The 19,643-nt window shown below is 47.6% G+C and carries 17 protein-coding genes and 1 riboswitch; of the genes, 15 read left to right on the top strand and 2 right to left on the bottom strand.

Annotated elements, in window-relative coordinates; translation table 11 throughout:
- Positions 1–4: 4 nt before the first annotated feature.
- Together ACX1C1_RS14750 and corA are read right to left on the bottom strand one after the other, a co-directional pair.
- On the bottom strand, positions 5–907 hold the full coding sequence (locus tag ACX1C1_RS14750) for a LysR family transcriptional regulator (protein ID WP_458952942.1): 903 nt from the start codon (positions 905–907) through the stop codon (positions 5–7).
- Positions 908–1,025: 118 nt separating this feature from the next.
- Positions 1,026–1,961: a magnesium/cobalt transporter CorA gene (gene corA / locus ACX1C1_RS14755; protein WP_458952943.1), complete on the bottom strand. Its 936-nt coding sequence runs from the start codon at positions 1,959–1,961 to the stop codon at positions 1,026–1,028.
- 414 nt (positions 1,962–2,375) lie between these two features.
- A riboswitch (SAM riboswitch) is annotated at positions 2,376–2,485 on the top strand.
- Between the two features lie 91 nt (positions 2,486–2,576).
- On the opposite strand from corA, the gene metA reads away from it, so the two are divergent.
- From metA to ACX1C1_RS14830, 15 genes are all read left to right on the top strand, one after another.
- Complete coding sequence (metA, locus tag ACX1C1_RS14760; RefSeq protein ID WP_458952944.1) at positions 2,577–3,494, top strand: homoserine O-acetyltransferase MetA; 918 nt, start codon at positions 2,577–2,579, stop codon at positions 3,492–3,494.
- Between the two features lie 27 nt (positions 3,495–3,521).
- Positions 3,522–4,679, top strand: coding sequence for an aminotransferase class I/II-fold pyridoxal phosphate-dependent enzyme (locus ACX1C1_RS14765; RefSeq protein ID WP_458952945.1), 1,158 nt, complete (start codon positions 3,522–3,524; stop codon positions 4,677–4,679).
- Between the two features lie 211 nt (positions 4,680–4,890).
- A complete protein-coding gene (mqnC, locus tag ACX1C1_RS14770) occupies positions 4,891–6,021 on the top strand; it encodes a cyclic dehypoxanthinyl futalosine synthase (protein WP_458952946.1) in 1,131 nt (376 codons plus the stop codon).
- Positions 6,022–6,228: 207 nt separating this feature from the next.
- The gene (locus ACX1C1_RS14775) at positions 6,229–7,164 is read left to right on the top strand and encodes a putative sporulation protein YtxC (RefSeq protein WP_458952947.1); all 936 of its coding nucleotides are present in this window, start codon (positions 6,229–6,231) and stop codon (positions 7,162–7,164) included.
- 487 nt (positions 7,165–7,651) lie between these two features.
- Positions 7,652–9,586, top strand: a complete 1,935-nt coding sequence (gene thrS / locus ACX1C1_RS14780) for a threonine--tRNA ligase (protein ID WP_458952948.1) — start codon at positions 7,652–7,654, stop codon at positions 9,584–9,586.
- Positions 9,587–9,650: 64 nt separating this feature from the next.
- A complete protein-coding gene (locus tag ACX1C1_RS14785; RefSeq protein WP_458952949.1) occupies positions 9,651–10,175 on the top strand; it encodes a 3D domain-containing protein in 525 nt (174 codons plus the stop codon).
- A gap of 61 nt (positions 10,176–10,236) precedes the next feature.
- Positions 10,237–10,386 carry a hypothetical protein gene (locus ACX1C1_RS14790; protein WP_458952950.1) on the top strand — a complete coding sequence of 50 codons (150 nt, stop codon included), beginning with the start codon at positions 10,237–10,239 and terminating at the stop codon, positions 10,384–10,386.
- Positions 10,387–10,595: 209 nt separating this feature from the next.
- Positions 10,596–11,981 (top strand): methyl-accepting chemotaxis protein, encoded by a 1,386-nt coding sequence (locus ACX1C1_RS14795; protein WP_458952951.1) that lies wholly within the window; start codon positions 10,596–10,598, stop codon positions 11,979–11,981.
- Between the two features lie 236 nt (positions 11,982–12,217).
- On the top strand, positions 12,218–13,282 hold the full coding sequence (liaF, locus tag ACX1C1_RS14800) for a cell wall-active antibiotics response protein LiaF (protein WP_458952952.1): 1,065 nt from the start codon (positions 12,218–12,220) through the stop codon (positions 13,280–13,282).
- A gap of 9 nt (positions 13,283–13,291) precedes the next feature.
- Complete coding sequence (locus tag ACX1C1_RS14805) at positions 13,292–14,335, top strand: sensor histidine kinase (RefSeq protein WP_458952953.1); 1,044 nt, start codon at positions 13,292–13,294, stop codon at positions 14,333–14,335.
- Positions 14,322–14,984: a response regulator gene (locus ACX1C1_RS14810; protein ID WP_458952954.1), complete on the top strand. Its 663-nt coding sequence runs from the start codon at positions 14,322–14,324 to the stop codon at positions 14,982–14,984. Before ACX1C1_RS14805 ends, ACX1C1_RS14810 begins: the two co-directional genes overlap by 14 nt.
- Before the next feature lie 58 nt (positions 14,985–15,042).
- Complete coding sequence (locus tag ACX1C1_RS14815) at positions 15,043–15,456, top strand: YugN family protein (RefSeq protein WP_458952955.1); 414 nt, start codon at positions 15,043–15,045, stop codon at positions 15,454–15,456.
- A 245-nt stretch (positions 15,457–15,701) separates the two neighbouring features.
- Positions 15,702–17,312 carry a S1C family serine protease gene (locus ACX1C1_RS14820; protein WP_458952956.1) on the top strand — a complete coding sequence of 537 codons (1,611 nt, stop codon included), beginning with the start codon at positions 15,702–15,704 and terminating at the stop codon, positions 17,310–17,312.
- Positions 17,313–17,407: 95 nt separating this feature from the next.
- Positions 17,408–18,100 carry a response regulator transcription factor gene (locus tag ACX1C1_RS14825; protein ID WP_458952957.1) on the top strand — a complete coding sequence of 231 codons (693 nt, stop codon included), beginning with the start codon at positions 17,408–17,410 and terminating at the stop codon, positions 18,098–18,100.
- A gap of 4 nt (positions 18,101–18,104) precedes the next feature.
- Positions 18,105–19,634 (top strand): sensor histidine kinase, encoded by a 1,530-nt coding sequence (locus ACX1C1_RS14830; RefSeq protein ID WP_458952958.1) that lies wholly within the window; start codon positions 18,105–18,107, stop codon positions 19,632–19,634.
- Positions 19,635–19,643: the final 9 nt, after the last annotated feature.

The raw sequence follows: 19,643 nt of genomic DNA on the forward strand, positions 1-19,643 counted from the left end.
CCTCCTACTCGCTGCTAATAAATTGATGTTCCGGCATTCCCTTGAGGTCGCTTAGAAATTGCTGCATCGCCGTATTCAAATATTTGCCGGATTTGTAGACTACACCAACGGGGTGGGTCGTCTCAAGTTCATGGACTTTAATAATTTTCAGTGTGCCGTGTTTGAGCTCCGACGGGATCGAGAGCTTGGACACGATTGCGGCGCCCAGATCGATTTCTACCATACGTTTGACTTCCTCGCTGCTGGAAAGCTCCATGACGATGTTGGGCTGGAAATTGTATTTCCGGAAGATCGCATCGACGAATCTGCGGCCAAGCGTATCCGGTGCAAGCATAATCATAGGTATATCTCTAAGTTTGTCCACAGTCGTATGCGTTAGTCCGCTCATTGGATGATCCGGCGATACGACTAGCTCAAAGGTGTCATAATACAGGACGGAAGAGGATATATTAGGACTTCTTTCTGTTAGGTAGGTGATCCCTACGTCAACGGAACCGTTCTCTACGCTTGCCATGACCTGTGAGGAAGGCATGGAGTGTATCGTTGTTTTGATTTGAGGGTACTGGTTTTGAAAATAAGAAAGGACGCGAGGTAATATTTGTATGGCAATGGACGAGGTCGTTCCTAGCGTAATGTGACCTTGCGGCGTCTGATTAAGGTCGTCAAGCTTTTGCTTTAACTCCTCAACAATCGCAAGTATGCGCTCAGCATGATCCAGGAATACTTGACCGTGATCCGTAAGCGTCACAGGCTGGTTTCTGTCGATCAATACCGTTTTAAATTCATCTTCCAGGCTTTTAATTTGAGCAGAAACCGCCGGTTGCGTCAAATTAAGAAGCTCCCCCGCTTTGCGGAAACTCATCGTCTTGGATATAGTAAGCAACGTTTCGAGTTGACTCATGTTCATGTCCAGTTGATTCCCCCTTTCGACAATGCCGAATATCACTGGGCATACGATATTATTATAGCTTACTTACACGGACTAGAGCAAAAAGGAAAGGAAAAGAGCTCTGGCAGTGAACCTGCTAGAGCCATTCTTTTTTGCGGAATATATAATACATACTGCAGCCGAGCAAAAGCATGATCCCAAGCAGCACATATGCTCCATATCGATAATGAATACCTGGAATAGTGTCAAAATTCATTCCGTAGATGCCGGTCATGAAGGTAAGAGGCATGAAGATTGTTGTAATCGCGGTGAACACGCGCATAATTTCGTTCGCACGGCTGGATAGGCTGGACTGGTACGCCTCGCGTAAGTTGCCCATGAGATCCCGGTATGTTTCGAACGACTCAGTAATTTTGATCGCGTTCTCGTAAACGTCGCTAAAGTACTTTTGCAGCTGGTCGTCAATCAGCTTCAGTTCCTTCTTGTTAAGCGTGAAGATGACCTCGCGCTGCGGTCCGAGCACCTTCTTGACCCATAAGATTTCGCCGCGAAGGCCGATAATCTCATTCAGATGCGACTTCTTGGTATGCATCAGGATGTCTTCTTCGAGCGTCTCGATTCGGGTATCGATCCGATCGCCTACGGAGAAGTAGTTGTCAACGACCAAGTCGACAAGATGGTACAAGAATTGATCAGGCCGACACACTTCCTGTTCCCATAGAATCGGTTTAAGCGTACGGAGTTCGTTGATTTTTTGTTTAGTGACTGTAATAATATAATGTCGTCCAAGGAAGATGTTAAGCGCGCGCAAGAAAATTTCTTCGTCGTCGAAACGAATACTGTTAATGACGATAAAATAATGAGATTCGTAAATTTCGATTTTGGGACGCTGCTCTTCTTCCTGCAAACAGTCCTCCACGGCCAAGTCATGCATGCCGAACAAAGGCTGTAATACAGTAAGATCCTCTACATCCGCGTCGATCCAGAAAAAACCTTCTGCAGGTGCAATCAGGGAGTCTTCAATATTGTCGATCGTGGTGAAGATGCCGTTCTTTACATGTCTGATCTTCATTGTCTGTTCTCCTCTCGTGTTGCAGGAGACGGGCTGGCGCCCATGTGTTAGCAGAAGCTCTTTTCGTAATGCCTTACTTTCCGTGATTCTTCTGTATCGAATACGGAGCGTATGGGATGATGAAAGGGCATTGCTACGCTTTGGGGCTTCCAACTGCCATCCTTGCCGGAATTCGGGTCGGGCTCGGGTCTGTCGCCTTCCATAATTCCCATACACTCCTTTATTTTGTCGAATATTTGTCCAATCCTTGTCTAGTATACTCTTGCCGCGAGCGAACATACAAGGCTAAATATACGTTTCTGAGCGTAGGAAAACATACTGGAATGTATACTATGCAAAAGAGGTTCTTGACGGGAATAACGGAATGCATTAAAGTGTAAATTAATTAAGAAGAGCAAAATTGAATAGACTACTTTCTTATCAAGAGCAGGCGGAGGGACTAGCCCGATGAAGCCCGGCAACCGGCGCGTATAGCGCACGGTGCTAATTCTTGCGGAGACGTTACAGTTTCTGAGAGATGAGAGAGGTGGACGGCTTCTTTTCCGAGCAGACGACCCCTTTTCTCACGCAGAAGGGGTCTTTTTTTTATTGCTCGAACTTCAAGGAGGAATAACGATGCCAATCAAGGTGCCGGACAATTTGCCAGCCAAGGAAATACTGAACAACGAGAATATTTTTGTCATGGATGAGAGTGTGGCATACCACCAGGATATACGTCCACTTAGGATTGCGATTCTTAACCTCATGCCGACTAAAGAAACAACGGAGACGCAATTGCTTCGTTTAATAGGTAATACACCGCTGCAAGTGGAGGTGGTACTGCTCCATCCGCGAACACATACATCCAAGAATACATCGTCTGAGCATTTGGAGTCCTTCTATAAAACATTTGACGAAATTGCGCATCTGTATTTTGACGGAATGATCATAACTGGAGCGCCAGTGGAGCATCTTCCGTTCGAAGAAGTGAATTATTGGGAAGAGCTTCAAGAGATCATGAATTGGACGAAGCGACATGTCACTTCGACATTCCATATTTGTTGGGCCTCCCAAGCAGGCTTGTATCACCACTTCGGGGTTCCCAAATACAATCTTGACTCCAAAATGTTCGGCGTTTTCCCGCATACAATAGAGCATCGCAATGTGCCGCTGCTGCGTGGTTTCGATGAGCTGTTCTTCGTGCCTCAATCCCGTCACACTGAAGTGCGCCGCGAGGACTTCGAAGGAATCGAAAACCTAGATATTTTATCCGAATCCGAGGAGTCGGGCATCTACATTGTGGCATCGCGCGATGGCAAACAAATTTTTGTTACCGGACATTCCGAATACGATCCGAATTCATTGAAATACGAATATGATCGTGATATTGCAAAAGGGATGGATGTCGAATTGCCTCGAAATTATTTCCCGGGTGATAACCCAGATCGGAATCCGCTGTCGACTTGGCGGGCGCATGCGAATCTGTTGTTCTCCAATTGGTTGAACTATTATGTGTATCAACAAACCCCTTATGACCTTGGGGCTGGCATCTAAATTACGATAAGGAGTTGCTTCGAAGAGATGAAAATCGAAAGTCATTTGGCGCAAATCGGCTCCATTAAGGAACCAGTTACAGGAGCGGTCAGCTTCCCTGTTTATCAATCAACAGCATTCCGTCATCCACAGCTTGGACAAAGCACGGGCTTCGACTACGCGCGTACCAAGAGCCCGACTAGGGCGGTGCTGGAGGAAGCGGCGGCCCAGCTCGAGTCTGGTGATGCTGGATTCGCATGTAGCTCCGGTATGGCAGCGCTGCAAACCATCTTTGCATATTTCAGCCAAGGCGATCATCTTATCGTATCTCTTGACCTGTACGGGGGCACGTACCGTCTGCTCGAAAGAATCATGAAACGATTCGGCGTTACTGCGTCCTACGTGGATACCAACGACGTCGACGCAATGTCCACGTTCCTGCAAGACAATACCAAAGCTGTCTTGATCGAGACGCCGACGAATCCATTGATGATGATTACCGATCTAGAACGTGTATGCAGCTGGGCGAAGTCCAAAGGATTGCTCACGATCGTGGACAATACATTGCTTACGCCATATCTGCAGCGCCCAATCGAGCTAGGCGCAGACATTGTCGTCCATAGCGCAACCAAATATTTGGGTGGACATAACGATGTGCTTGCCGGTCTGATCGTCACCAAAGGTGAGGAGCTCTCCAAGGAAATGGCGATTCTACATAACTCCATAGGGGCGGTACTGGGACCTCAGGACTCCTGGTTGTTGATGAGAGGGATGAAGACACTCGCACTTCGTATGGAGCGCCATCAGTTCAATGCGACTAAACTTGCCGAGTATTTGCTTCAGCATGAGGCAATTGAAGAGGTTTATTATCCGGCGCTTCAGCATCATCCAGGTCATGATGTGCAGAATCGTCAATCATCCGGCAATACGGGGATCTTCTCTTTCCGTCTTAAGGATGCTCGCTATGTTGAACCCATTCTTCGCAATATCAAGCTCATTGCATTCGCGGAGAGCCTTGGCGGAGTTGAATCGCTGATGACGTATCCGGCTATGCAGACGCATGCGGATATCCCGGAAGAAATCCGTAGAGCTGTCGGGGTTGACGAGCGTCTGCTTCGTTTCTCCGTTGGCATCGAGCATATTGATGATCTAATAGCGGATATGGAGCAAGCCCTCCATGCGGCCAAAGAAGAGCTCGGAGCTTGATCGTATAGCTATATTCGATATCATTGTTCGTCAATTGACACTTTCGTTTCCTAGGAGGCGAAAGTGTTTTATTGTTTCGTGTGCTCATGCATGTGGAGCTAACTTTCGTTATTTTGCCATATGAAAGAGCTATACCTCGGGTGACTAATTTATCGATAGTATGGTAGGATTAGAACATAATGAAGTTAATCGCAAGGAGGTCTGGGCTTACATGATAGACCCGATATTAGATAAAGCGTTGCGCGGTGAGCGTATCGAGCTTGAAGAAGGCATGGAACTGCTCGCATCCGACGAGATCGAGAAGATGGGCCATGTTGCCAATCAAATTATGTTAAGGCATCATCCGGAGCCGATTACTACGTTTGTAGTTGGCCGGAACGTTAACTATACAAACGTCTGCGATGTCTATTGTCGCTTCTGTGCGTTCTATCGCGCTCCAGGCTCCAAGGAAGGTTACGTTCTAGATGACGAAGTTATCCTGAACAAAATCCAGGAAACGGTTGATGTTGGCGGCACCGAAATTTTGATGCAAGGCGGAACAAATCCGAATTTGCCTTTCACCTACTACACGGACCTTCTGCGCAAAATCAAAGCGCGTTTCCCTAACATTACGATGCACTCTTTCTCACCTGCGGAAATTCAGAAGATGAAAGTTGTTTCGGAGGGCTTGTCGCTGGATGAAGTCGTGGCACAGCTGCACGAAGCAGGCTTGGATTCGCTGCCTGGCGGCGGCGCCGAAATTTTGGATGACCGTACGCGTCGCAAGATCAGCCGCATGAAGGGCTCGTGGACCGATTGGATGGATGTCATGAACTCCGCGCATCGTCACGGCATGAACACCACAGCAACGATGGTTTATGGATTAGGCGAGACCATCGAGGAGCGCGCGCTTCATATGATTCGGATCCGCGATGAGCAAGACAAGGTGAAAGCGTTAGGCTACCCGTCACCTGGCTTTAAGGCGTTTATTTCTTGGCCATTCCAACCTGACAATACGAATCTTAAGCTGGAGAAAGCCAAACCCGAAGAATATCTTCGAATCGTTGCCGCAAGCCGCATTATGTTGGATAACATTCCGAACTTCCAATCCTCGTGGGTAACGATGGGACCGGAGATGGGCAAGTTGTCCTTATCGTATGGCTGCAACGATTTCGGAAGCACAATGATCGAAGAAAACGTTGTATCTGCTGCGGGCACGACTCACAAGGTTAATATCGAACTTATTCTGCAATTGATCCGCGAAGCAGGCAAAGTGCCGGCACAGCGGGATACCAAATATAATATTTTGCGTACGTTCCACGAAACAGACAAAGCCGATAAAGATTTTGTCATGCAAAACTAAACGGAACGTTGTATAGAAAAACATAGCCACAAAACAGTAACCGGCAACCCGATTGGGGATGCCGGTTTTTTGATTTTTTGGAAAGTATACGTTGTAGGTATCCCACCGTCAAAGGACGGCGAAGCCGTTTCAACTTATGCCAATGTCTTCTTTGTATATCCCGGAGCTCCCGACCATATACTGTAACGGAAGGAAAGGGGTGAGCGCATGGACTTGTTTACAGTGTCATTACCTGCGAAACTTTATGATTCCGCTGAGCAGCTGCTACAATTGATGACGGAGCATACGAAGGATGAATTACATAGTTACGCTCAAGGGGATTCGGCTACAGCCGAAATTGCATCTTATGAGCTTCATGAAGGGGCTATTAAGTGTCGAGCGATGCTTCCTGCATTCCAATTGCAGATCCATGGCGGACTTGTTTATAAATCTGCATCGAGGGCTATCGCTGAATACATTATGCAGAGGCTGGAGCCCGTCATGTTATCCAATATTGTAAGCCGCAAATATCGTAATAACCCATCCATGGAAACAGCGGTCATCGAGCGATATTGCCATGAAATGCTGCAAGGGAAAGATTGGGAAGGACTAGGCGGCAAATTCCATGAAGTGGATCGGCTCAGACGACGAGGCAAGATCGCGGCTGATCTGGAGCGTTATTTGCAGGAGGAGACTCAGCTGCAGCTGGAAGGTTTTACGACTTTCCGACTGCAGGCCTATCGGACTGAGCTGACTGAGATTGCTGAATATGCATTGGATGAATATGTGCTGGACAAACAATATCAGGAGTTTATTTCACTGCTCAAATATTTTGTCCAAATGCAGGATTCCAAGGTGCCAATGATCCATCTGCTCCACAAAGGCGGACATGATTTCGCAATGTATGACGAGAATTTCCGCGCTCTGGAGCAGAAGCCTCCAGCTGATCGAATCGTGGCCGAGATGCTGGAAACAGAGATGAATATCGAGGATATGGTCATAAGCTCGCTCATTTCGGTATCCCCGAAACAAATAAGAGTCCACACCAGACAGCCGGAGCTGCAAGTCATCCGAACGATTCAAACGATATTCGATGGCAAAGTCAGCGTTTGTGTGCAGTGTTCTTCTTGCGCCAGTACCCTAGACGAATGGATCCAACCATAAGAGGATATGAATTTTCATTAGAAGAGGATATTCAAAAAGTTCGCTTCCCATTACGAAGCGTATCAAAGAGGATTGCTCGACGTCGAACTTTTTCTGTACTTGACCCGAGTGGATGTGACGTTTTATAATGGCTTCAGATATGAATGCAATAGCAACGACAGATGACATGTATCCGACAAGGCGCTTGTCCCAGAGAGAGGAACCACGGGCTGAAAGTTCCTTCATGACGCGGCCGGATATACCCCATCTATAGCTGTATGGTTGAACAGTCGTCTCACACGGCAAGTATGCCATACCGGAAATCTCCGTTACCAGATATTACAAGGACTTATCGCCTGCGGATTTATGTAGACCGCATAGTGCCGAAAAGTTGAAGTAGGGTGGAACCACGAGCACAAGCACTCGTCCCTTTTGCGGGATGCAGTGCTTTTTTTGTGCTTTCCCCGCATCTCTGCTTAATCATTATAAGTACTGGAGGAAGTTGAACATGAGTATCCAAGTAACATTGCCAGACGGAGCGGTACGCGAATACGAAGCTGGATCCACAATTGAAGATATTGCCGGCTCTATTAGCTCTGGTCTAAAGAAAAATGCGGTAGCAGGCAAGATTGACGGTAAGGTTGTTGATCTATACACGAAGGTAGAGAAGGATGCACTTGTCGAGATCGTTACGCTCGACGGCGCTGACGGGCTTGAGGTCTATCGCCATAGTACAGCGCATATGCTGGCGCAAGCGCTAAAGCGTATTTACGGCGACAAAGCGGTGAAACTCGGTATCGGTCCGGTAATCGAAGATGGCTTCTATTACGATATCGATATGGAAAAACCGTTGTCCTCCGAGGATTTGGCGGCAATCGAAAAGGAAATGAACAAAATCTCGAACGAAAATCTAGACATTCGTCGCCGTGTCGTTAGTCGCGAAGAAGCATTGTCGATTTTCTCGGAGCTAGAGGATAATCTGAAGCTCGAATTGATTCGTGATCTGCCGGTCGAAGCGGAAATCACACTTTATGATCAAGGCGAATTCTTCGATTTATGCCGTGGTCCGCATCTTCCATCGACAGGCCGGATCAAAGCTTTTAAGCTGCTGAGCGTGGCAGGCGCTTACTGGCGCGGAGATTCCAAGAACAAAATGTTGCAACGTATCTATGGTACAGCATTCCCTAAAAAAGCACAGCTCGACGAGCATCTGCATTTCCTCGAAGAAGCTAAGAAACGCGATCACCGCAAGCTGGGCCGCGAGCTCAAGATGTTTACTTTCTCGCGCGAAGTCGGTCAAGGGTTGCCGCTTTGGCTGCCTAACGGGGCGAAGGTTCGTAGAACAATGGAACGTTATATCGTCGATCTAGAGGAGAGCCTAGGTTACCAGCACGTTTATACACCTGTGTTGGCGAACGTAGAGCTGTACAAAATATCGGGACACTGGGAGCACTATAGCGAGGATATGTTCCCGCCTATGGCGCTGGATAACGAAGAGCTTGTTCTTCGTCCAATGAACTGTCCGCATCATATGATGGTGTTCAAGAGCGATATGCGCAGCTATCGCGATCTCCCAATCAGGATTGCTGAGATGGGCACGATGCACCGTTACGAGATGTCTGGCGCACTGACTGGCTTGCACCGTGTACGTGCAATGACGCTTAATGATGCGCATATCTTCTGCCGTCCGGATCAAATCAAAGAGGAATTCGCACGTGTGGTTGGACTGATTCGCAAAGTTTACGAAGACTTTGGAATCAAAGAATATCGTTTCCGCTTGTCATACCGTGATCCGAAGGATACAGAAAAGTATTTCCAGAACGATGAAATGTGGGAAATGTCCCAACGTATGCTGCGCGAGGTGGTTGAAGAGCTGAATCTTCCATTCTTCGAAGCAGAGGGCGAAGCGGCTTTCTATGGTCCTAAGCTAGACGTACAGATCAAGACGGCGCTAGGCAAAGAAGAAACGTTATCTACTGCTCAGCTGGACTTCTTGCTTCCTGAGCGCTTCGAACTGGAATATGTCGGCGATGATGGGAAAAAACATCGTCCGGTCGTTATTCACCGCGGCATCATCAGCACGATGGAACGTATGACGGCATATCTGCTGGAAAACTTTGCAGGTGCTTTGCCGCTGTGGCTGTCGCCGATCCAAGCAAAGGTCATCCCGGTATCACAGGCTTATGAGGCATATGCTCGTCAAGTTGAGGAACAATTGCAGCTTGGCGGTATCCGAGTCGAAAGCGACATGAGAAATGAGAAGCTTGGGTACAAAATTCGTGAAGCGCAGCTAGAGAAAATTCCTTATATGCTTGTTGTTGGAGAAAACGAGATGCAGGCCGGTGCCGTATCGGTAAGGAAACGTGGAGAAGGCGACATCGGTTCAATGCCGACTTCGGAGCTCGTTTCGTTGTTGAAAGGTCAAATCGCATCTAAGGATTAATGGACATTAACGCATAAAGCTTGTTCCAACGGGGCAATATTTCTTCTGAGGAGGAAATATCCCGATGGTTACAAGTTTTTTTCTTTGGACGACAAAATCAAAAAGAACCTTCATCATAATGCTTGTCCTCTGTGTAGTAGTTACATTTGCTTTTGTGGAAACATGTCTCGCTGACAATTCTCCGAAGCTAATCGAAGTGGTGGCTACTGGTTACACGGCTGGCGTCGAATCGACCGGCAAACGCCCAGGACATCCCGGCTATGGCATTACGTATTCTGGAGTAAAGGTACGCAGAGATCAAGTATCTACAATAGCAGCAGATCCCAATTTATTTCCGATTGGCACACTGTTGTTGATACCAGGATACGGTTATGGCGTAGTAGCGGATACGGGCTCAGCCATTAAGGGGAATAAAATCGATCTTTATTTTGAAACGATCAGCGAGGTCTACGAGCAGTGGGGCAAACGCAAGGTAAGCGTTCAAGTTTTAAGACGCGGCAAGGGCAAGCTGACGGAGTCCTGGCTGCATAATATTAACCAAGCCGTCCAAGTAGGTAAGCCAATTCCGCAATCGTATCTTGAGTCGTAACGGATGCTGAATAGTTTGCGGAACACAAGCCATACTAAACTCGGATGAGGAGGTGATGAAATTGGCTAAAAACAAAAATAACAAAGCCGCTCAAAACAACAAGCATAATGCTGAATTCTCGCAAGAATTCGGACAAAACAATGCTGCTAACAACAAAGCAGCGAATCAGAATGCCCAAAACCAGCAAAACCAACAGAACCAACAAAACTAATAAAAAGTTGATCAACTGGCAGCCAATAATGGCTTGCTCAATACATGTAAGACAAAGGAAGAGGAGCCATGCGGCTCCTTTTTCTTTTGATTATCTTAAGCCTAGCATGTAATCCAGAATTCCTTTTCTTTTCAATTGTCGAATACTGGGATATAATGTAGGCAATATTGACATCTCTCATTTCAACGAAAGCATGGTGGTGACGTTACATGCGAACGGCAACGTGGTTCTCGCGCAACGCGAAAGATGAGTCCATTCATTCTACGAAACAGGAACAGCTGAATAAGCTAATGAACGAATCCGTAGTTATATCCGATCAGCTTAATGCCGCTGTTGATGAGGTTGACGGTGCGATGGAGCAATTGACCTCCATAGCTGACGCCTCCTTATCCCACGAGCAGAAGCTTAGGCAGTTAAGCTCGCTTGCGATGAACCGGATCGAAGAAGCTTTTTCTTCCCTTCAAGAGGTTGCAGCCGCTGCGGAGCATATCAACGGGACATCCGCTCACTTGAATGAGAAGAGCAAGGAAACAAAAGAAGTGGTGCTGGACGTATGCCGATCCTTGATCGATACGGATGATGCCATGAACGAATTAAAGCGTCAGAACGAAATGATGGAAGCTCATATCTTAGAACTTATCCAACATACTTCCCAGATTAATGAAATGAATATGCTGATTCACGAAATTGTTTCTCAAACGTCTCTGCTCGCCCTTAACGCTTCGATCGAAGCGGCGCATGCAGGAGAATATGGACGCGGATTTTCCGTAGTTGCTTCACAGATTAAGAAGCTCGCGGAGCAAAGCGCTCATGCTGTTAATCGATCGACGGATATGGTGGAACAGATCGAAGGCGGCGTCAAGTTGGTTGTCGAAGCGGTCGGACGCGAGAAGCAGTCGGTTGAGCGCAGCGTATCCGAGATGGCTGTAAACAAGCAGCGTATGGATACTATATTTATGAAAATTACCGAGGTGGACGAGCTTGCTTTGCAGACTGCTGCGGCAAGCAAGGAGCAAACGGAACATATGACCGGATCGACCGCCATGCTAAAGGATGTCGTCCTTTCCGTCAACGATACGATCGTCAGCGTGGATGAAACGCTCCATATGGCGAACAAGCAGCGCCAACAGATTGGTAAGCTCGACAGGGTCAGAGCTAATTTGGGTCGATCCTCCGCTGCGCTATCCAATGCGGTCGAAGCTTTGGACATCAAACGGAACATTAGCGCAGCGAATGACAATATGGCTTCTGTAGAGCAGTGGTTGAGAAGAGCAGCTTCGGATTCCGAGCTTTTGTCGTTAGATGAGAGCAAACATCAGAATAAATTAACAACGATGCTTGCGGGCAAATCGGATGTGGAAGCAATCTGGTCAAATCGTGCCGACGGCTCCTTTATATTCTCGCTTCCGGAAGCGGGTTTACTGAACGCCAAAAGCCGAGAATGGTGGAAACGTGCGATGGCAGGTCAAACCTTCCAGTCGGATGTATACGTCTCCGCGATAACGAAACAGCACTGCTTAACGATTTCAATGCCGATCCGGGATACAGATGGTGGAGTGGTTGGCGTAATTGGGGCGGATATCTCTATTCGTTAGATGGAGTAGTCCACTACATACATTCCTTGAAGGCCGCCCAGTTCCAGCTGGGCGGCCTTCATTGCGAGCGGGATAACGTAGTAGCCCCGGATAAATCGTTACCAGAAGGTGACAGACACTCGGTCTCGAGACGGAGAACGAGTTCAATCGGTCGACCCTACTGGTTATAGAAGGAATGCGCTATACTGTGTTTATGATTCGTGAAAACATGCTGAACATGTAAGGAGTTGTGCGGAATGAATGGAAATTTCGCCGGCCGGCTATTTACCGGCTTGATGGTCATTACTATTGGATTGTTTTTTTTATTGCGTCAACTAGATATCGCTCCCTTCGAGGATATTAGCGTTGGAGAGCTCTTCTCGACCTATTGGCCATGTATTCTGATGTATTTTGGCGCGGTACAGCTCTTAGGCGGCCGCTTTCAAGGTGGATCTGGCTGGTGGGGGGCGGTAATGCTGCTCATCGGATTTGTTTTCTTAGGCAACAATCTGGAGTGGTTCACATGGTCCATCGCGGATATTGTGCCGTTCTTAATCCCGATCGTTATCATTATTACAGGGCTCCGCATGATCTGGAAACCCTCCAAGCCCAAGCATAAGACTCCGCCGGAGGAAGAATGGACATCGTACCGTCCGTTCGGCAAAGAAACAAAAGAAGATGTGCCTCCCGCGCCTCCGCTGCATCCAGATCCAACAGCGTTTGTAGAAAGCGAAATTGAAAAGTCCATCCGCCGCGATGTGAGTGGCACTTGGTCTCATGGCAAAGATGGGAATGTAAGGAATGACCGCGGATCGGATGTTCATGGAACAGGGCATCACGGAGCTTACAAGGAGGAGGACTACTACAAGTCCGGCAAGAAAAAAGAATGGCGGCATCATGGTCATCGCGAGCATGTAGAGTGGTGGAACCATAATGATCCTAATGTCATCAATCGTTCCGGTTTCATCGGAGATATTCATATGGGTCAGGATTATTGGGAGCTTAAACCGGTGAATATATCCCACTTTATCGGGGATACGATCCTTGATCTAACCAAGGCAGAGATTCCTTACGGCGAAACAAAAGTAAATATTTCTTCGTTTATCGGTGACGTCAAAGTATACGTGCCTAATGATTACGAGCTCGGTATTCAGGTCGTTTCTTCCTCCTTTATCGGAGATGTGAGAGTACTGGGGCAGAAGGAAGGCGGCATCTTCACGAACGTGAATTTGAAGTCTCCAAGGTACTCCGATGCGGACAAACAAATTAAGCTGACGATCAGCAGCTTTATCGGCGATACTCGTGTCATTAAAGTGGGGTGATAGGGCGTTATGATGGTTCGATTTCTACGGAGCGGGAAATGGGAGCTTGTCGGTATGTTCGTACTGGCAACTACTGTTTCGGTTTTGCTGGCTTTTCTGTTCTGGAACTATATGCAGGATTATTTCGGATACAAGGAACTGAAGGTGGGAGCCGCAAGTATCGTGGTACTTGTAAGCGCCGGTTTTGGTTATTGGGCAGCACAACGGTTCGGCCATCGTCTCGATACGTTGTTTCTGGCCATCAAGCAGGCCGTTAACGGCAATTACGAAGTAAGGATTGCAGAGCATGGCGCCAATTCCTTCGGTCAGCTGTATAGAGAATTTAATGAATTAGCCAAGAATATGGAAACAAAGATGAAGCTTCTTCAGCAGCTGGGCGAAGAGAAGGTATTAACGGAATCCGCATCTAACGAAGCGGCAGTTCTGGAAGAGCGGAAGAGGCTGGGGCGCGATCTTCATGATACGGTGAGTCAACAGCTATTCGCGATTCATATGTGCGCCTCATCATTACCGAAGCTCCAGGAAGTGGACGCGGAACGTGCAGCATCGGTGCTGGAGCAATTAATTCAGATGTCCAATCTAGCTCAGAAACAAATGAGAAATTTCATAGCACAGCTGCGACCGATGGAGCTTGAGGGCAAAACACTGCAGGAAGCGCTTGATAAGTGGTTTCCCGATTACTGCAGGCAGAATAAGCTGCAAGGCATGCTGGAATGGAAGCTTAATGAGCCGCTTAGCGAAGCGAAGGAGCATCAGCTGTTCCTCATTGTGCAGGAAGCGATGGCGAACATCGTTAAACATGCGAATGCCGGTAGTTGTACTTTGACGTTAAGCGCAACGGAACGCCAAGTGGTGATGATGTTATCTGATGATGGTTCGGGGTTCAAAGCGGATGAGGTTAGGCGGGGCTCATACGGATTATCGACCATGCAGGAGCGTGCTCACAAGCTGGGCGGGGCTGCAGAAATCATCAGCAAGGTGGGCAGCGGGACGAGGGTTAGAGTGACAATTCCGAAAATATACCGAGGAGAACAAACCAATGAGCGCGGATAAGATCAAAATAATGATCGTTGACGATCACGATATGGTTCGGATCGGTCTTCGAACGTACCTGATGCTGGAGCCCAAGTTCGAGGTCATTGCCGAAGCGGGGAACGGGGCGGATGCCATCAAGCAGTTGAAAGAACGGGAAGAGCATGAAAGACCTCATATTATCTTAATGGATTTGATGATGCCCGAAATGGATGGGATCGAGGCGACACGGGCTATTATGTCACAATTTCCAGCGATGAGGATCGTCATGTTGACGAGTTTCCTTGAAGACGATAAAGTGTACGGGGCAATCGAAGCAGGAGCGGTAAGCTATGTGCTCAAGACGGTTTCTGCAGAGGAACTTATCTATGCGATTAATGGAGCCTTCAAAGGAATGCCTGTGATGACGGCAGATGTTTCTCAGGCTCTGACAAGAGGACTGCGACAACGTAATGCTCAATCCGGTGATGAAGATCTGACAGAACGGGAGAAGGAAGTGCTGCTTCTGATTGCGGACGGTCAATCGAACAAAGAGATCGCCGAAGAGCTGCATATTAGCATCAAGACGGTAAAAACCCATGTTAGCAACCTCTTAATGAAATGCGAGCTCGAGGATCGGACACAGCTTGCCGTATTGGCGCATCGCAAAGGCTGGGCAAGTCGCACATAAGCTGTCCGAAGCGGGGAATACTACTCTCTAGCGTATACCATATGATGGAGGGTTAGGCATGATACCGATCTCATCGAGCTTACAAGACCAAGAAAAAAAGTTTACGGACATACATGCCAAGCTGATGGAATGGCAGTTTGTGCTTGGCGGCAATTGGGATTATGACGGCGGTTCATTCGATCGTGCATTGGACGAAGAAAACAAAGTTTGGCTGCGCATTCCGTTTCAAGTGATTGACGGCAACATCGATAGCGAGTTGTCAGAGAACAATGCGCAGATTCGCTTTGATCAGCCCTATGTTTTGAAGCATATCTATAATGAAGGCAATGACCCTGAAGCTTCGGTACAAGTTGTAGGTGCAATGTTTAACCAATTCCAATCACCGGTTGATCCGGATGCGGAAATCGAGCAGCGCTGGGTAGAACGAGGTCAGGCGGTTATGCGACAGGTGGAGCAAGTCATCCAGATTTGAATAAAGAGGAATAAAATGATAACCAATTCGACATTAATCCGTGTTCGAGAACGGAAGAATGCCCGATTGGTTATTTCTTTTGGATGAAAAAATGAATTTTAATCGGTTATAATGGAAAGCAGGGTTAAAAGTTATCTAATTTTCATCATCTTTTAAGTTTGTTTTAAGGTAGATTGTGCAAGATAGAAATAACAAATGAGTCAATAACAAGGCAAGGATAACGACTGGGATGGGGGAGATTACACATGGACGATAACAATAACAAAAAAGGGTATGACGATTTCTTTTCTTCCGACAATGGTGATCAGAAGCGTTCGGAAGACTCGAATGATCCGCATAGGGAAGATGTAGACGGAAACAACAGCAAACAGGAGTCGAAATCAGCTTATTACTACTCCTATGGACCGATGTCGAATTCCAACTCGTCGCAGAACACTTCGAATTCGACTTCGAATGCGATAGACTCGACATATAGCAGTGAGTCCGAACAAACATCTGCGATGACTGATCGGTATCGTTCAGCAAGCGAGGATACACTCAAACCGCAAACACAGCTAAGACCATTCACGCCTTCAGCTGGAAATAATACCGGATGGCAGAAGAAGGAGAAAAAGAGCCGTACGTCGTTTAAAGCGGTGTTCGCATCATTCTTGGCAGGTGTCATCGTTGTCGGGGGTTTGATGTATACGGCTGATGTGCGTAATTGGTTCACGCCAAGCGAATCGGTTTCTTCTGAAGTAGCAAGCGCCGGCAGCGGAAAAACGGTCGAATCGGGTGGAAGCACTGGATCGGGAATCTCTACAGCTGCGGCCCGCCCTGACAATATCGCGGATCTGTTTAATACGGCAAGCCCGGCTGTCGTGAAGATCGAGACATTTGCACGAGCGAAGAGTCAAGGCAGCAGTCTGCTTGACGATCCTTTCTTCCGCCAATTCTTTGGCGATAATTACACGTCTCCGCAGCAGCAAGATCAAGGCGGGCAAGATGCACAATTACAGCAAACGGGAATCGGAACCGGATTTTTCTTTGAATCGACCGGATATATTCTGACGAATCAACATGTCATTGGCGATGCCGATGAAATTCATGTGACGGTACAAGGTTATGACAAACCGTTGACAGCCAAGCTGCTTGGCTCGAGCTACGATCTAGACCTAGCTGTTATTAAAGTGGACAGCGACAAAGCTTTCCCGACGCTTCCTCTTGGAAGCTCGGACGATATTAATATCGGTGATTGGGTCGTTGCGATCGGTAATCCATACGGATTTGACCATACGGTAACTGTAGGTGTCTTAAGCGCAAAGGAGAGACCAATCGATATTCAAGATCAACAAGGTGAGCGTAATTACAAACATCTGCTCCAAACGGATGCATCGATCAACCCTGGTAACTCCGGCGGTCCGTTGCTTAACGTGAATGGAGAAGTGGTAGGCATTAATACGGCGGTGAGTTCGCAAGCGCAAGGTATCGGTTTCGCGATCCCGACGAGCACGATTCAGGAAGTGCTGGAAAGTCTGAAAACCAACGCGGAAATTCCGAAAGAACCGGCTCCATTCATTGGCGCAGAGCTTCGTGAAATGACGGAAGAGTACGCGAAGCAGCTTGGCATCGAAGAAACGGAAGGCTCCTTGGTGCAAAGTGTATACTATAATTCTCCGGCGTATCTTGGTGATCTGAAACAATATGATCTGATTGTCGGCATTGAAGGCAAGAAACTGTCGAGAACGGCGTTGATCGAAGAAATACAGAAGCGTAATGTTGGAGACAAGGTTGTCTTTAACATTATTCGCCAAGGCAACAAAATGGATCTAAACATTGAGATCGGTGATCTTAACAAGTTCGGCGTGACCGAATAAGTCATGAACGGATGACGGGATTTGCAGACACAAAGCGCAGAGCTTCAACACTCTGCGTTTTTTGCTGCATGAGGGTTAGAGAAGGGGAGTAGCGGATGAGACCTCATATTATGGTTGTAGACGATGACGAAAGAATTATTTCGATGTTACGCAGAAGTTTGGCCTTCGAGGGTTACGAGGTGACAACAGCATCCAATGGCGCAGAAGGGCTGAAAATTTTGCTTGGAGTGAATCCGGATATGCTCATTCTGGATGTCATGATGCCGCAGATTGACGGATGGGAAGTATGCAGGAGGGTTAGGGAAGGCGGAAGTGCAGTCCCAATCTTAATGTTGACAGCCAAGGACGACATTACGGATCGGGTGAAGGGACTGGATCTTGGCGCTGATGATTATTTGGTGAAGCCCTTCGCGCTGGAAGAGCTGCTGGCTCGTGTCCGGGCGCTGCTGCGACGGAAGTCGGACAAGCTGGAGGAGACTGGCAGCAAGCTGGTGTTTGAGGATCTTATGCTGGATATGGATGCACGTGAAGCGGTTCGTGGCGGCAGGAGAATTGAGCTCACGAGCAAAGAATACGATTTGCTGCTCTTCTTTATGCAGAATCCGCGCCGTGTGTTGACACGTGACGCCATTATGGAGAAGATATGGGGCTACGATTTTAGCGGTGAATCGAACGTGCTGGAGGTATATATCGCGATGCTGCGTCAGAAGGTAGAGGAGGGCGGAGCGAATCGTGTCATCCAGACGGTTAGAGGAACGGGATATGTGCTAAGGGGAGAGGCGGGATAAAGGTATGTCGATACGGCTTCGCCTGACATTATGGTATTCGGGTCTGCTTGCGGCGACGCTGCTGGTATTCGGAGTCAGTTTGTATATGTTTATGAATTGGAGCACGTATGCAGATATCAAGAATCAGTTGAAAACGACTGGCGAGAATATGAAGCTAGGCGTTGAAGGAACGATTACCCAAGGCAGATTGATGCTCGATTTGAACTACCAGTCCAGATCGCAATTAGCAAGCATACTGGAGAAGGATATTTATCTGCAGCTTGTTAATTATGAAGAAGGTATTACAACGGGCTCAAGCAATCTAAGAGACCTGGGGAAGGTTTCGATTCCTTATCCCGATGCGAATTCGAATCCAAAAGACGGCTTCGAGGTAACCAATGTAATGATCGGCAAAACCAAATACAAAATGATTACGTACCAAAATACATTATCCGCTCAAGGTAAACTATTGGGATTACTGCAGGTGGGAACATTCACCCACAACGAAGACAAATTGATGGACGGACTTCGTACTATACTTATCATTCTCTCGGTAGTCGTTGTTTTAATTGCCTTTACGTTTGGTTTGTTGATCGCACGCCAGGCGCTCAGGCCGATTGGGCAAGTGATTGCAGCAACCAGGATGATCGAGAAGGGCTCGGACCTCAGCGTTCGTATTCCGGAAGGCAAACCAAGTGACGAGATTGGCATCTTGGTCAATACGCTAAACAAGATGTTATCTCGCCTGGAATTGGCGTATAACGAGCTGGATGATGCCTATAAGGTCCAGCGACGATTTGTATCCGATGCTTCGCATGAGCTTAGAACGCCTTTGACGACGATTCGTGGGAATATTGACCTGCTGGAGAAGATGTGGAACCGTGCGAGAGCTGAAGGCGATAAGGATGGCTCTATGTCGTTAGCTATCACCTCAAGCAACTTCGACATGTCTAGTGAAGCGATATCTGATATATCTGCAGAGACCAAACGGATGAGTACGCTTGTCAACGATCTGCTTTCGCTCGCGAGGGCAGATGCCGGTTATGTAATGGAGAAAGAACAGTTGAATCTGCGGGCGATGACCGAAGATGTGGCGCGCCGTGCCTCGTTACTGCCGCGTAACGCGGAATGGAAGGTAGGGGATTTGTCCAAGCTTGATGGCGGTACTGTATACGGCAATCATGACTTTTTGCAGCAGCTGTTATTTATCTTTATTGAGAATGCCTTTAAGTATACCCCTTCTGGTTACGTAGAGCTGAGCTCCGTCCAGCGTGAAGGCCATGTTGGCTGGCGAATTCGGGATACGGGTATCGGTATGAATCCGGATGAGATCCCGTATATATTCGATCGCTTCTATCGAGCGGACGAATCACGCGGCGTTACGGTTGGGACAGGGCTTGGTCTGTCCATCGCGAAATGGATTCTTGATGAGCACGGCGGGTCTGTCGAAGTGACGACATTAGAACAAGCGGGGACGACATTTATGATATGGTTGCCTACAGACTTTCCGCTGCGCTTGGATTCGTCTATAATGAAGGAAACGGATCGTGATTAAAAGTATGGC

The sequence above is a fragment of the Paenibacillus sp. strain BS8-2 genome (assembly GCF_054483835.1).

What these genes read in the sequence shown, in the direction of transcription:
- ACX1C1_RS14805 (WP_458952953.1), top strand. Translation starts at nt 13,292, where the DNA reads ATGATGGTTCGATTTCTACGGAGCGGGAAATGGGAGCTTGTCGGTATG.
- ACX1C1_RS14795 (WP_458952951.1), top strand. Translation starts at nt 10,596, where the DNA reads ATGCGAACGGCAACGTGGTTCTCGCGCAACGCGAAAGATGAGTCCATT.
- corA (WP_458952943.1), bottom strand. Translation starts at nt 1,961, where the DNA reads ATGAAGATCAGACATGTAAAGAACGGCATCTTCACCACGATCGACAAT.
- ACX1C1_RS14830 (WP_458952958.1), top strand. Translation starts at nt 18,105, where the DNA reads ATGTCGATACGGCTTCGCCTGACATTATGGTATTCGGGTCTGCTTGCG.
- thrS (WP_458952948.1), top strand. Translation starts at nt 7,652, where the DNA reads ATGAGTATCCAAGTAACATTGCCAGACGGAGCGGTACGCGAATACGAA.
- mqnC (WP_458952946.1), top strand. Translation starts at nt 4,891, where the DNA reads ATGATAGACCCGATATTAGATAAAGCGTTGCGCGGTGAGCGTATCGAG.
- liaF (WP_458952952.1), top strand. Translation starts at nt 12,218, where the DNA reads ATGAATGGAAATTTCGCCGGCCGGCTATTTACCGGCTTGATGGTCATT.
- ACX1C1_RS14820 (WP_458952956.1), top strand. Translation starts at nt 15,702, where the DNA reads ATGGACGATAACAATAACAAAAAAGGGTATGACGATTTCTTTTCTTCC.
- ACX1C1_RS14775 (WP_458952947.1), top strand. Translation starts at nt 6,229, where the DNA reads ATGGACTTGTTTACAGTGTCATTACCTGCGAAACTTTATGATTCCGCT.
- ACX1C1_RS14815 (WP_458952955.1), top strand. Translation starts at nt 15,043, where the DNA reads ATGATACCGATCTCATCGAGCTTACAAGACCAAGAAAAAAAGTTTACG.
- ACX1C1_RS14810 (WP_458952954.1), top strand. Translation starts at nt 14,322, where the DNA reads ATGAGCGCGGATAAGATCAAAATAATGATCGTTGACGATCACGATATG.
- ACX1C1_RS14750 (WP_458952942.1), bottom strand. Translation starts at nt 907, where the DNA reads ATGAACATGAGTCAACTCGAAACGTTGCTTACTATATCCAAGACGATG.
- metA (WP_458952944.1), top strand. Translation starts at nt 2,577, where the DNA reads ATGCCAATCAAGGTGCCGGACAATTTGCCAGCCAAGGAAATACTGAAC.
- ACX1C1_RS14765 (WP_458952945.1), top strand. Translation starts at nt 3,522, where the DNA reads ATGAAAATCGAAAGTCATTTGGCGCAAATCGGCTCCATTAAGGAACCA.
- ACX1C1_RS14825 (WP_458952957.1), top strand. Translation starts at nt 17,408, where the DNA reads ATGAGACCTCATATTATGGTTGTAGACGATGACGAAAGAATTATTTCG.
- ACX1C1_RS14785 (WP_458952949.1), top strand. Translation starts at nt 9,651, where the DNA reads ATGGTTACAAGTTTTTTTCTTTGGACGACAAAATCAAAAAGAACCTTC.